At 28.3% G+C, this 13,865-nt stretch carries 11 protein-coding genes and 2 tRNA genes; 4 read left to right on the forward strand and 9 right to left on the reverse strand.

Translation table 11 applies throughout. The features are described 5' to 3' along the window. The first annotated feature begins 15 nt into the window (after positions 1 to 15). From mutS to H0H68_RS02420, 3 genes are all read left to right on the forward strand, one after another. Positions 16 to 2,451: a DNA mismatch repair protein MutS gene (gene mutS / locus H0H68_RS02410; RefSeq protein WP_185853212.1), complete on the forward strand. Its 2,436-nt coding sequence runs from the start codon at positions 16 to 18 to the stop codon at positions 2,449 to 2,451. 142 nt (positions 2,452 to 2,593) lie between these two features. Beyond that, a tRNA-Gly gene (locus tag H0H68_RS02415) sits at positions 2,594 to 2,666 on the forward strand. A gap of 9 nt (positions 2,667 to 2,675) precedes the next feature. After that, positions 2,676 to 2,760, forward strand: a tRNA-Leu gene (locus H0H68_RS02420). Here H0H68_RS02420 and guaB read toward each other — a convergent pair. Then, the gene (gene guaB, locus H0H68_RS02425; RefSeq protein ID WP_185853213.1) at positions 2,742 to 4,217 is read right to left on the reverse strand and encodes an IMP dehydrogenase; all 1,476 of its coding nucleotides are present in this window, start codon (positions 4,215 to 4,217) and stop codon (positions 2,742 to 2,744) included. The genes H0H68_RS02420 and guaB overlap by 19 nt on opposite strands. 207 nt (positions 4,218 to 4,424) lie before the next feature. Here guaB and H0H68_RS02430 point away from each other — a divergent pair, with 207 nt between their 5' ends. Next, on the forward strand, positions 4,425 to 4,706 hold the full coding sequence (locus tag H0H68_RS02430) for a hypothetical protein (protein ID WP_185853214.1): 282 nt from the start codon (positions 4,425 to 4,427) through the stop codon (positions 4,704 to 4,706). Positions 4,707 to 4,783: 77 nt separating this feature from the next. Here the strand turns inward: H0H68_RS02430 and rplS are convergent, their stop codons facing one another. From rplS to H0H68_RS02470, 8 genes are read right to left on the reverse strand one after another with little or no spacing between them, the layout of a single operon-like run. Beyond that, on the reverse strand, positions 4,784 to 5,131 hold the full coding sequence (gene rplS, locus H0H68_RS02435; RefSeq protein WP_185853215.1) for a 50S ribosomal protein L19: 348 nt from the start codon (positions 5,129 to 5,131) through the stop codon (positions 4,784 to 4,786). A gap of 6 nt (positions 5,132 to 5,137) precedes the next feature. Beyond that, complete coding sequence (glmM, locus tag H0H68_RS02440; protein WP_185853216.1) at positions 5,138 to 6,526, reverse strand: phosphoglucosamine mutase; 1,389 nt, start codon at positions 6,524 to 6,526, stop codon at positions 5,138 to 5,140. A 56-nt stretch (positions 6,527 to 6,582) separates the two neighbouring features. Continuing rightward, on the reverse strand, positions 6,583 to 7,821 hold the full coding sequence (locus H0H68_RS02445; RefSeq protein WP_185853217.1) for an ABC transporter permease: 1,239 nt from the start codon (positions 7,819 to 7,821) through the stop codon (positions 6,583 to 6,585). Positions 7,822 to 7,828: 7 nt separating this feature from the next. Beyond that, a complete protein-coding gene (gene dnaB, locus H0H68_RS02450) occupies positions 7,829 to 9,382 on the reverse strand; it encodes a replicative DNA helicase (RefSeq protein WP_185853218.1) in 1,554 nt (517 codons plus the stop codon). A gap of 32 nt (positions 9,383 to 9,414) precedes the next feature. Continuing rightward, positions 9,415 to 10,371, reverse strand: a complete 957-nt coding sequence (locus tag H0H68_RS02455; protein WP_185853219.1) for an acetyl-CoA carboxylase carboxyltransferase subunit alpha — start codon at positions 10,369 to 10,371, stop codon at positions 9,415 to 9,417. 22 nt (positions 10,372 to 10,393) lie between these two features. Continuing rightward, complete coding sequence (locus H0H68_RS02460; protein WP_185853220.1) at positions 10,394 to 11,155, reverse strand: succinate dehydrogenase/fumarate reductase iron-sulfur subunit; 762 nt, start codon at positions 11,153 to 11,155, stop codon at positions 10,394 to 10,396. 3 nt (positions 11,156 to 11,158) lie between these two features. Continuing rightward, positions 11,159 to 13,192: a fumarate reductase/succinate dehydrogenase flavoprotein subunit gene (locus H0H68_RS02465; RefSeq protein ID WP_185853221.1), complete on the reverse strand. Its 2,034-nt coding sequence runs from the start codon at positions 13,190 to 13,192 to the stop codon at positions 11,159 to 11,161. A 14-nt stretch (positions 13,193 to 13,206) separates the two neighbouring features. Then, positions 13,207 to 13,803, reverse strand: coding sequence for a succinate dehydrogenase cytochrome b subunit (locus H0H68_RS02470; RefSeq protein ID WP_317168036.1), 597 nt, complete (start codon positions 13,801 to 13,803; stop codon positions 13,207 to 13,209). Between the last annotated feature and the right edge of the window lie 62 nt (positions 13,804 to 13,865).

The following is a 13,865-nucleotide window of genomic DNA, read 5'->3' on the forward strand; positions in this document are numbered from 1 at the left end:
ATAATTACATTTTGTATGAATAAAAACGATAACTCTTGTTGTAAAAAAAAAGAAGAAACTCCATTAATTAAGCAATATAATGATATAAAAACTAAATATCCAGATACAATTTTATTATTTCAAGTTGGAGATTTTTATGAAATCTTTGGAGAAGATGCTGTTAAATGTTCTAAAATATTAAATATTGTTTTAACTAAGCGATCTAATCTTCATCTAGCAGGATTTCCTTATCATTCGTTAAATACTTATTTACCAAAATTAATACGTTCAGGATTACGTGTAGCGATTTGTGATCAGTTAGAAGAACCAAAAAAAGGAAAAAATATAGTAAAAAGAGGAGTAACTGAACTTGTAACTCCGGGAATAGCTATAAATGAAAATATTTTACAAACCAAATCAAACAATTTTTTAGCTTCTATTCATGTAGGGATGAATAACTTAGGATTAAGTTTTTTAGATGTTTCTACAGGAGAATTTTTTATAACCGAAGATAAAAAAAATAATGTATTACAATATTTAAAACTTTTTAATCCCAGCGAAATTCTTTTTCAAAGAAGAGAAAAGAAATTTTTTGACCAATTATTAAAAAATAAGTATTATACTTTTTTAATGGAAGATTGGATATTTGATTATAGATTCGCATATGAAAAATTGACATCACATTTTAAAACCAATTCTTTAAAAGGATTTGGAATTGATGATTTAAAATTAGGAATTGTTTCCTCTGGAGTGATATTATCTTATTTACACAATACACAACATTTCAATATCAAACACATTTCTAACATACGAAGGATAAAAAAAGAAGAACATATGTGGATTGATCACTTCACTTTTCAAAATTTAGAAATATTTCATTCTTTAAACAAAGAAGGAGTTTCTTTAATTCATGTTCTGGACCAGACAATCACTCCTATGGGAGGAAGATTATTGAAAAATTGGATCCTTTTTCCTTTAATAAATATATTTCATATAAAAAAACGTCATAAAATAGTCCAAGAATTATACTCCAATAATTCTATCCGTAATTTCATAAAAAAAAAACTTAAAGATATTCATGATATAGAAAGAATGATTTCTAAAATGGTTATCGGTAAAGTATCTCCTCGTGAAATATATACACTGCACAAATCTTTGATTTCTATTACTGAAATAAAAAAAAAAATTTTATATCAAGAATCCCAAATTCTTGTAGATTTTGTAAATTCTTTTCAAGATTGCAATATTGTATCTGAAAAAATTGTTAATACCATACAGGAAAATCCTCCACATCAAATTGAAAAAGGAAAAGGAAATGTAATCATCAAAGGATTTTCTAAAGAATTAGATGAAATTCGTATGCTATATTTTTCGCAAAAAGAATATTTGGAAAAACTTTGCAAAATAGAACAATTAAATACAGGAATCAATAATTTAAAAATTGGATACAATAATATTTTTGGGTATTTTTTTGAAGTAAAAACTTCAAAAAAACATAAGATTCCATCTCACTGGATTCAAAAACAAACGTTAGCTAATTCTGTTAGATATATAACCGAAGAATTAAAAAACTATGAATTGAAAATTTTGAATGCTGAACAAAAAATATTCTCTTTAGAAAAAGAAATATTCAATAATTTAATTGATCAAATTCTAGAAAAAGTAAAATATCTGCAAAAAAATGCAAAAGCAATTGCAGAATTAGATGTTTTATGCTCCTTTTCTAATCTAGCATTAGAAAACAATTATGTCAAACCAAAAATTGATCACTCTTTAAAAATATGCATTATAAAAGGAAGACATCCAGTTATTGAAAAACAGTTTATATCCAAAATATCTTACATTCCAAATGATATTATTTTAAATAAATCAGACCTACAAATTATGATCATAACAGGACCAAATATGTCCGGAAAATCTGCTATTTTACGTCAAACAGCTATTATCATACTAATGGCTCATATTGGAAGTTTTGTTCCAGCTGAGTATGCAGAAATAGGATTAATAGATAAAATATTTAGCAGAGTAGGAGCTTCAGATAATATTTCTTTGGGAGAATCCACTTTTATGGTAGAAATGAACGAAACAGCAAGTATACTCAATAATATTTCCAAAAGAAGCTTTCTTATTTTAGACGAAATAGGAAGAGGAACAAGCACTTATGATGGTATTTCAATAGCAAAATCTATTGTTGAATTTTTACATGAAAATAATTTACGACCTCTAACTTTATTTGCTACTCATTATCATGAATTAAATGAAATGAGTTCTTTTTTTAAAAGAATAAAAAATTATCATGTTTACGTGAAAAAAATTGATGATAATATTATTTTTATGCGAAAATTGATGGTTGGAGGAAGTGAGAATAGTTTTGGGATTCACGTAGCAAAGATATCTGGAATGCCCATAAAAATCGTTGATAGAGCAAAAGAAATATTAAAAACATTAAAAAATGAAAAAGATAAAAAATAAACAAATTAAAATAGATCATGTTAATTCTCTATCTCTTGAAGATGCACCTGTCAAAATGAATGAAATTAAAAATTTATTAGATCATTAATTAAAATAATTTGCTTCATATACAAAAGTGTTTTTAAATTAGTTCATATGATTGGCGAGAATAGCTCAGTTGGTAGAGCACGACCTTGCCAAGGTCGGGGCCACGGGTTCAAATCCCGTTTCTCGCTTTAAAAAAAACCCGGGTGGTGAAATTGGTAGACACACAGGACTTAAAATCCTGTGATCATTGTGATCGTACGGGTTCAAATCCCGTTCCGGGTATTTAGATAATAATTTGGAGTTTCTTTTGTAATGCTGACACTATGTGGATGGTTTTCTTTTAATCCTGAATTAGTTATTCGTACAAATTTTCCTTTTTTCATTAATTCTGTAATGGATGAAACACCACAATAACCCATACCAGAACGCAATCCTCCACAAATTTGATAAATTGTATCTTTCATTTTTCCTTTGTAAGGAACCATAGCTTCTATTCCTTCTGGAACAGATTTTTCACTAAATTGAAAATAACGATCTTTACTTCCTCTTTTCATAGCAATTAAAGAACCCATTCCAACATAAGTTTTAAATTTTCTTCCTTTAAAAATCACTTCTTCGCCAGGAGCTTCATCTGTTCCTGCAAATAAACTACCAATCATAACAGAACTCGCTCCTGCAGCAATAGCTTTTACCACGTCTCCTGAATATCTAATTCCTCCATCAGAAATCACATTTATATTTCTTTGTTTTGCGTATTCATATACATCATTAATGGCTGTTATTTGAGGCATACCTACTCCAGCTATTACTCTTGTCGTACAAATAGAGCCAGAACCTATTCCTACTTTTAAAACAGTAGAACCAGCATCTATCAAATCTTTAGCACCTTCTTTTGTGACTACATTTCCAGCTAGTAATGAAATTCTTGGAAAAGAATAACGGATTGATTTAATAACTTTTAATATTCTAGAAGAATGGCCATGAGCTGAATCTATAGCTATTAGATCTGCTCCTACTTTGATTAAAGATTCTACTCTTTCTAAAGTATGTAGATCTATCCCAACAGCTGCTCCTACACGAAGACGTCCTCTAGAATCTTTGCATGCATTAGGATTCTCAATTAAATTATCTATATCCCTAATTGTGATTAATCCTATCAATTTATTATAGTCATCTACAATAGGTAATTTTTCTATTCTCTCTTTTAATAAAATATTCTTTGCTTTTTCCAAAGTAATATTTTTTTTAGAAGTGATCAAGTTTTCTCTTGTCATTACTTCTTCGACTAAAGAATCCAAATCCGTACGATATTTGATATCTCTTCTCGTAATAATTCCTATTAATGAATGATCTTTTTCTATAACAGGAAGTCCAGATATTTGATATCTCTTCATAAGAAATTGAGCATGTTTCAGTGTAGAATTTCTGGAAAGTGTAATAGGATCATCTATCATTCCACTTTCACTTCTTTTAACCCTGTAAACTTCTTCTGATTGATTCTTTATACTCATATTTTTATGAATAATTCCTATTCCTCCTTCCCTAGCTATAGATATAGCTAAAGAAGATTCAGTCACTGTATCCATGGCGGCGCTCAATATGGGAATGTTTAGAGAAATATCAGGTGTTAGATAAGTTTTAAGAGAGACATCTGATGGAAGAATTGAAGAATAGGAGGGGACAAGCAAAACATCATCAAAAGTTAGAGCCTCTTTTAAAATCTTTTTATTTAAAGACATAATTTTTTATTTTTAAAAATATATAATTTTGTTTAGTTTAATGAAAAAACGTAATTTTATAATGTTCTTATTTTCAAACTTAAAAAAATTTGGTTATATTGCCTTTTAGGAAAAAAATACAGATATATTTTTTCATTCCAAATTTTTATATAAATTTGCCCAAAATATGTAAAACCAGAATATGTAATAATTGAAATACTATTGATTATGATGAAAAAATTAAGAATAACTGTAACTATTATCCTATTGGCTATATTTTTGTTTACTATCAGTTGTAATAACAAAAATAAAAATGAAAATCCCTCTACTACAACGGAAGAGGAAAAAACAGCTAATAATAATGAAAATCAAACAGATTCCACTCCTACAAACACTCCTCCTGCAACTTCTAGTAGTGAGGAATCCGCAAAAAATAATAATGAGGAGAACGGAACTCCATCTGAAAAAGAAAAAGTAACTACTGAAGAAAACGAAAAAAATAATAAATAATTAGGATTTTAAAAAAAAGCAAAAAAGAGAGAACCGTTGTACGCTCTTTTTTGCTTTTCATTTCAATCTTATCAACCTTAGCTTTTAACTCTTGCTTTCTTTCCCTTAAGAAATCTAAAATAATAAATTTTAGATCTACGAACTTTTCCTTTCTTATGAACTTCTATTTTTTGTATGTTTGGTTGATTGAAAATAAATATGCGTTCTATTCCTATACCACCAACACTTATTTTTCGAATGGTGAATGTTTTGGTTAATCCTTTTCCTTGTTTTTTTATAACTACTCCTTTAAAAGATTGGATTCTTTTTTTTTCTCCCTCTTTAATTTCAAAAAAAACAGTAATAGTATCTCCGGAATTAAATAACGGAAATTCATTTCTATGAATAAATTTATCTTCTGTATATCTAATAAGATTTTGTAACATAACTTTTTATAATTTTTTCACTTCACACACAATTTCTTTTGCTAATAAATCAGCTCTTTTTTTTGAAAAACTTTCTGTATGTATTCTAATAATATTTTCCGTATTAGATTTTCTTATATGTATCCATTCATTATTTAATAAATCAATTTTAATTCCATCACTCAAATTCATTTTTTTTCCTTTATACTTTTCCTTTATTCTTTTTAGTAATATTTTAATTCTTTCATGAGAAGAAAGTCTGATTTTCTTTTTAGACATAAAAAAATTAGAATATTTTTTTTTCAATTTGGATAATGAAATATTAGAAAGTTTAGCTATTTGAGTTAAAAATAAAGCAATTCCTACTAATGCATCCCTTCCATAACGGAATTCAGGATAAACAATTCCTCCATTTCCTTCTCCTCCAATCACAGCATGAACTTCTTTCATTTTTTTGATAACATGAACTTCTCCTACAGAAGTAGAATGATAAGGAACACCTTTTTTGATAGCAAGATCTTTTAATGCATGAGAAGAAGATAATGTAGAAACAACAGGTCCCAATTTATTTTTCAATACATAATCAGCAATGGATATTAAAGTATATTCTTCTCCAAAAAAATCTCCATTTTCACAAATAAATACTACACGATCAACATCTGGATCTACGGAAATCCCTAAATCTGCTTTGATTTCCGGAACTTTATTACATATTTCTTTTAAATTTTTTTTGATAGGTTCAGGATTGTGAATAAAATCACCGTGAGGATCACAATGCATCTCTATGACATGAACACCCAAATGTTTTAAAAGAATAGGAACAGCTATTCCTCCTGTTGAGTTGATTCCATCTATCACAATTTTTAATCTTGCTTTTTTAATGATATCCCTATCTATAATAGGTAATGAAAGAATTTTTTCTATATGTTTTTGAATATAATCCTTTCTATGAAAAAGAGACCCTAATTTTTTATAAGAAGAAAATCTAAAATCTTCTTTTTCTGTTATATAAAATAATTTTTGAAAATCTTCTTCAGATAGAAACTCTCCACAAGAATTAAACATCTTTAATCCATTCCAATTTTTAGGATTATGGCTAGCCGTTAACATGACTCCTCCATCAGCTTTTTCATTCATAACGGCTATTCCAACAGTAGGAGTTGTAGATAAACCAATATTTATAACATCTACTCCAAGACTTCTAAAAGTGATTATTAAAAACTGTTGAAATAAAGCAGAAGTAACTCGACCATCTCTACCTAAGATGATAACATACTTCTTTTTTCTTTTATATTTCCTTTTCATCCAGTAAACATATCCAGCAGAAAATTTAATTATATCTATAGGAGAAAAACCTTCTCCTACTTTTCCTCCCAATGTTCCCCTTATTCCAGATGAAGATTTTACAAGTGTCAAAAATTAATTGAATTTTTTTTTATCATAAACAAAAATACAAAATTAAATTTTGAGATTTATTCAAATTCTACTACTTTTATGATAGGAATTTTATTAATAATAAATAAAGTAGGAAAAAATATTGTCACAAAACAAATCAAAGAAATAGCTAAATTGATAATGACAATATGGCTTATATTAATACAAATTGGAACAAAATCTACAAAATATTGTATTTTGTTTAGTGATACTAAATGAAATTTTTTTTGCAGTATCAATAAGGTAATTCCTATAGTATTCCCTATGATTAATGATGGAATAAATATTTGCAGAACATAAAACAGAAATATTTTGTGTATAACTTTATTTTGAGCTCCTAAAGTTTTTAAAATCCCTATAGTTCTAATTCTTTCCAAAAGAAGTATCAGAATAAATACAATCATATTTATGACTAGTGATATAAAAACAATAAAACTAATAACAAGTATATTTGTATCAAATATATTTATCCATTCTGTAAGATCACGACTGTTTTGATCATAAATAGTTTTAATTAAAAAACTATGAGGTATTTTTTTAAAAATTTTTTTCTTAATATTTTCTTTGTTGTAAAGAAAAGAAGATACAAAAATTTCAAATTTTTCTGATAAATCTTCTTTCCATCCATAAATCTGTTGAATCGATTTTATATTTCCAATAATATATAGATCATCAAATTCTGGAATTCCTGTTTCGTATAAACCAGAAACTATAAATTTTTTGGAGACAATGGAAGGTTCCCCTTTTCCTTTAAAAAAAAGGAAATCTATTTTCACATTTGATCCAATATTTAATCCTAATGATAAGGAGATTTTTTTGGATAAAATAATGTTTTTATTGCAATCATAATTTTTTTTTTTGTAACAAAAATTACCCTCGACTAAAAAATATTTAAAAAAAATAGGATTATAATCTTCATATAATCCTTTATATATATATCTTCCTGTTTTATTATTCGTTCCAATAATTATATCATTTTCAACAATTCCATAAATTTGTTTAATGTAGTTAGAATTAAGATATTTTTTTTCAAAAAAATATCTATTTTTTATAGAAAAAGCTGAATTTTTCTTTTCTACAAAAACTTGACCTCTAACATTTAACAATTTATCTTTTATAATTTCTTTAAATCCAAATCCTATAGAAAAAGTTAAAATAGCAATAATTAAACCAAAAATTATTGTCGTTTGTGTTATTATAACTATTGTTCGAAGAGTTCTATTTTGACTACAATCTTTCCAAACTGTTTTTTTAGAAAAAAACCATTCAAAATTCAATATACTTTTATTTTATATCCTCATCTTCATTATTAAAATCGATTTCACTATTATATTGAGATTCTGAATGAATATTATCAAAATCACCATAAGGAGATAAAATCTTTTGATCAAGAATATTTTTTTTGTAATCCTCTTCCCAAATTAATGAGGGCCGTTTTTTTTCTTCAAAGTTTATAAATTTGGCTTGATCACTTATAAATTTTAAACGAAATTTATCTAATCCTCCATTTCTATGTTTAGCTATTATAATTTCTGCTTCACCAATACAAGAATCATTATCTTCATCAGAATCCCAATTTTTAAATCCATAATATTCAGGTCTATAAATAAATAAAACAATGTCTGCATCTTGCTCAATCGCACCGGATTCACGTAAATCAGATAACAAAGGACGTTTACTTCCTCCTCTTGTTTCAACAGCTCTAGAAAGCTGTGATAAAGCTATAATAGGAATATCAAGTTCCTTAGCTATAGATTTCAAATTCCTAGAAATAACTGATATCTCTTGCTCTCTATTTGGCAATTTAGAACCATGATCATTGATTACCATTAATTGCATATAATCTATCAATATTAATTTTATTCTATGCTGAGATATCAAACGACGACATTTAGCACGAAAACTAAATATAGATAAAGAAGGAGTATCATCTATAAATAGAGGTGCATCCTTCAAATTTTTTGTTTTATTAATCAAGCATTCCCAATCTGAACTAGATAAACTAGCTCTTTTTATTTTTTCTGAAGAAATACCGGTTTCTGATGAAATCAGTCTTGTGATTAATTGAATAGAAGACATTTCTAATGAAAAAATTAGAACCGGAATTTTTTGTTCCACAACAATATTTCTAACGATGGACAACATAAAAGTTGTTTTTCCCATACCAGGTCTAGAAGCTAGTATAATTAAATCAGAATTTTGCCATCCGGAAGTAATCTTATCCATTTTGTGGAATCCAGAAGAAATTCCACTTAATCCTTCTTTTTCCGCTTTTTTTATTTTATCAATAGCTTTTTTTATGAGAGATTGAGTTGTTTCATATTTTTTTGTGATCAAATATTTCTGGTTAATCTCAAAAAGTTTTGATTCTGCATGATCTAAAAGATCAAATACGTCTGTACTCTCCTCATAACATTTTTGAATAATATCAGAAGATATACTGATTAATTTTCTTAAAAGAAACTTTTGCAACACGATCCGACTATGATACTCTATATGTGCTGAAGAAATAACTTTTTGTGTTAATTCTATCAAATAAAATTCTCCTCCTACTAATTCCAATTTTCCAATCTTACGAAGTTCGTTAGAAACAGTATATAAATCAACCGGTTTAGAATTATGATATAATCTTTGTACTGCACTAAAGATTTCTTGATGTGCTTTTTTGTAAAAAACTTCAGGAAAAAGTATATCAATAATTTCATCTAACCCCTTTTTATCTATCATGATAGCTCCTATCACGGCTTCTTCCAAATCTAATGCCTGAGGAGGTATTTTCCCTTTTCTAGAATGAAAATTTTTTTCTTCTTCTTGTCTGACCCAATTCATTTGATTCATAAAATTATTTACAGTAGAGTTTTTTTTTAAGGCTATTCATCAAAATAACCTATGGAAATATACTTCTTTTTTCTTTTTCTAATAAGAGATTCTATGTCAAGAATAGATAATTGTTTATAATATTTTATGATCTGTTTTTTAACTAGCTTATACGCTTTTTTTGGACAAAAATGTGCTCCGCCCAAAGGTTCTTTGATTATATCATCTATAAGATTTAACTTATACATCTCTTCTGCCGTTAATTTTAATGCTTCTGCTGATTTCTCTTTTTTATCCCATTTTCCCCAAAGAATTGTAGAACAACTTTCAGGAGAAATAACAGAAAACCAAGAATTTTCCATCATAGAAACTTTATCTCCTATCCCAATTCCTAAAGCTCCTCCACTAGCACCTTCACCTATAATTAAAACAATAATCGGAACTTTTAAACACATCATTTCATAAATATTTTTTCCAATCGCCTCCCCTTGACCTCTTTTTTCCGCTTCAATTCCAGGAAAAGCTCCTGGTGTATCAATAAAAGTAACAACAGGTTTACGAAATTTTTCCGCTAGTTTCATCAGACGCAAAGCTTTTCGATATCCTTCAGGATTAGGCATTCCAAATCTTCTGTATTGCCTATCCTTAGTATTTTTTCCTTTCTGTGTACCTATCAACATAAAAGTCTTATCTTCTATCTTACCAAAACCTCCCACCATAGCTTTGTCATCTCCAAAATGACGATCTCCATGCAACTCTACAAAAGAATCTTTTTTTGTTATAGACTGTATATAATCTAAAGTATAAGGTCTATTTGGATGTCTAGATAATTGAACTCTTTGCCAAGGAGTTAAATTGCTGTGCAATTTTTTAATAGTTTTTTCTAATTTGGATTGTAATTGGTTACAAACCTCCTTCATGTCTACTCCACTTTTTTTTTCTATAAGAACACATTTAAGATATTGATCCTTAATTTCTTGTATAGGTTTTTCAAAATCTAGGTATTCCATATTCAAGAGAATAAAAAATTAATCAAATAGTAAATGAACGAATATATTCATTATTCATGAAAGCAATATACTCTGTGGATATTCCTTTTGGACATTCTGCTTCACATGCTTTAGTATTTGTACAAGATCCAAACCCTTCTTCATCCATTTTATTCACCATATTTATAACTCTCTTTTTTCTTTCTATTTTTCCTTGAGGGAGTAAGGAAAATTGTGAAACCTTTGCAGAAACAAATAACATGGCAGATCTATTTTTACATGCAGCTACACAAGCTCCACAGCCAATACATGTAGCTGCATCAAAAGCTTTATCTGCTTTATCTTTTGGAATAGGAATCATATTTCCATCTATTGTTTTTCCTAATGTGTTTACAGAAATAAAACCACCTGATATAATAATCCTATCAAAAGATGATCTATCGACAACAAGATCTTTAATTATAGGAAAAGGGTTGGCTCTCCAAGGCTCTACATATATAGTTTCCCCATCACGGAAATGACGCATGTGTAATTGACAAGTAGTGATTAAATTATCTGGTCCATGAGCTCTTCCATTGATATATAAAGAACACATTCCACAAATTCCTTCACGACAATCATGATCAAATGCTATAGTTGAAGATTCCTTCTTATCACATATGATTTGATTGTTCAAAAGATCTAGCATTTCTAAAAAAGAACTATTAGGAGATATATCATGAACTTGATAAGTTTTAAAATAACCTTTTTCTTTCTTATTTTCTTGTCTCCATATTTTTAATTTGAAATTCAGAAGTTTTTTCATATTCTATTTATAAGAGCGTGATTGGACTTTCACAAAAGTATAATTTAAATTTTCTTTATACATAATTTCATCACTAATAGACATATTTTCTTTATATTCCCATACAGATACATATTTATAATGAATGTCATCGCGAAGAGCTTCTCCTTCTTTTGTTTGATATTCTTCTCTAAAATGACTTCCACAAGACTCTTTTCTATTCAAAGCATCCATTGTCATCAATTCACCCAATTCTAAAAAATCGGCTACACGTCCAGCTTTTTCTAATTCAGCATTTAATCCATTATCAATTTTTCCAGGAACAAAAACATTTTTCCAAAATTCATCACGAAGTAGTTGTATACTTTTTATGGCTTCAGATAATCCAACATGATTTCGGCTCATACCTACATGCTCCCACATAATATTTCCAAGTCTTTTATGAAAATAATCAACAGACATACTCCCATTGTTTTGAAGAAGTTTTTTAATTCTGTCTTTTACATTTTTTTCTGATTTATCAAATTCTTCATGTTGTGTAGATATTTTTTTTGAAACTCTTATGTATCTAGACAGATAATCTGCTATAGTATATGGCAAAATAAAATATCCATCAGCTAATCCTTGCATTAATGCAGATGCTCCAAGTCTATTGGCTCCATGATCAGAAAAATTGGCTTCCCCTATTACATAACATCCAGGAATGGATGACATTAAATTATAATCTACCCACAAACCACCCATTGTATAATGAACTGCAGGATAAATCTTCATAGGAGTTTTGTAAGGATTTTGATTGGTAATTTTTTCATACATATGAAATAAATTCCCGTATTTAGATTCTATGACTTCTTCTCCTAAATTCATCTTTTCTAAGTCACTAGGATTTATAATTCCAAGTTCATTCGCTTTTTCTTTTCCATATTTATTTATGGCAGAATGAAAATCCAAAAATACACCTTCTTTGGTCTCATTTTCCTCTATTCCAAATCCTTTTTCACAACGTTCTTTAGCCGCTCTAGAAGCAACATCTCTTGGAACAAGATTTCCATATGAAGGATAACGTCTTTCTAGGTAATAGTCTCTTTCTTCTTCACTTATATTCTCAGGCTTTTTAGTTCCATTTCGCATAGAAATAGCATCGTCCAATTTTTTTGGGACCCATATGCGTCCATCATTTCTTAATGATTCAGACATCAATGTTAATTTGGATTGATAGTTTCCATGTACTGGAATACAAGTAGGATGTATTTGTGTGTAACAAGGATTAGCAAAGAGTCCTCCTTTTTTATGAACTTTCCATATAGCACTTGCATTGGATCCCATTGCATTAGTGGATAAAAAAAATACATTTCCATAACCTCCTGATGCTATTATTACAGCGTTTGCTGTATGTCTTTCTATTTCTCCCGAAATCAAATTTCGCGCAATAATCCCTCTAGCTACACCTTCTATAATTACTAAATCAAGCATTTCATGACGATTATACATCTTGATTCGACCTTTTCCTATTTGTCTAGACATAGCAGAATAACAAGATAATAACAGTTGTTGACCTGTTTGTCCTTTAGCATAAAAAGTTCTTGAAACTTTTGTTCCACCAAAAGATCTAGTTTCCAAATATCCAGCATAATCGCGAGCAAATGGAACACCTTGAGCTACACATTGATCTATAATATTAGAAGAAATTTCCGCTAAACGATAAACATTAGCTTCTCTAGATCTGTAATCGCCTCCTTTAATTGTGTCATAAAAAAGTTGATAAATAGAATCATTATCTCCTTTATAATTTTTAGAAGCATTGATTCCTCCTTGAGCGGCCACAGAATGAGCTCTTCTAGGAGAATCTTGGTAACAAAAAGCTTTCACCTGATATCCCAATTCAGACAAAGAAGCACAAGCCGAACCTCCAGCCAATCCAGTCCCCACAACAATAATTTCTATATTAGATCTGTTATTAGGAGAGACTAATTTTAAAGTAGACTTGTGATTTTCCCATTTATAATTAATAGTCCCTGATGGAACTTTTGAATTTAACTTCAAAGAATTTTTAGTCATTGACAAAAAAAATATTAGTTGAAAAAAAACCAAATAGCGATAATAGAAAATCCAGAACAAATGAACCAAAAATAAAAAAAACCAAATTTTTGTATCCAAATCAACCTCTTTTTATTGGACAATCCTAAAGATTGGAAAGAAGACTGAAATCCATGATTCAAATGAATTCCTAAAACAAAAAAGGAAAATACATATATGAATGTGTACAAAGGATTTTTAAATAAAGAAATAACTATATTATAATCCGAAGTTAAATGATGATTTGAATATTTCATGGGGATCATGAAATTTATGAGATGCAAAATTAAAAAACATAAAATTAAAACTCCTGTATATATCATTGTACGACTACTAAATGAAGTAGTTAAATAAGAATTCATAGCATAATCTACTTCTCCTTTTATTTTTTTATTTTTGAAATGCAATTTCATTCCAAATAAAATGTGAATCAAAAAACCTATAGCAAGTACATATTCCATGATTCGAATAAAGAAATTTCTTCTCATAAAAGAAACAGCTTCATTAAAAGTTTGTTCTCCTGAAAAAAGAAAAAGATTAACACTCAAATGCAATAGCAAGAAAATCATTAGAAAAATACCTGTAGTTGCCATAACTACTTTTTTTCCAATAGAAGATCTAAAAAAAATACACTGATTCACTGATTCAACTAACT

Source organism: Blattabacterium cuenoti (assembly GCF_014251555.1).
GTDB classification, from domain to species: Bacteria; Bacteroidota; Bacteroidia; order Flavobacteriales; family Blattabacteriaceae; genus Blattabacterium; species Blattabacterium cuenoti_P.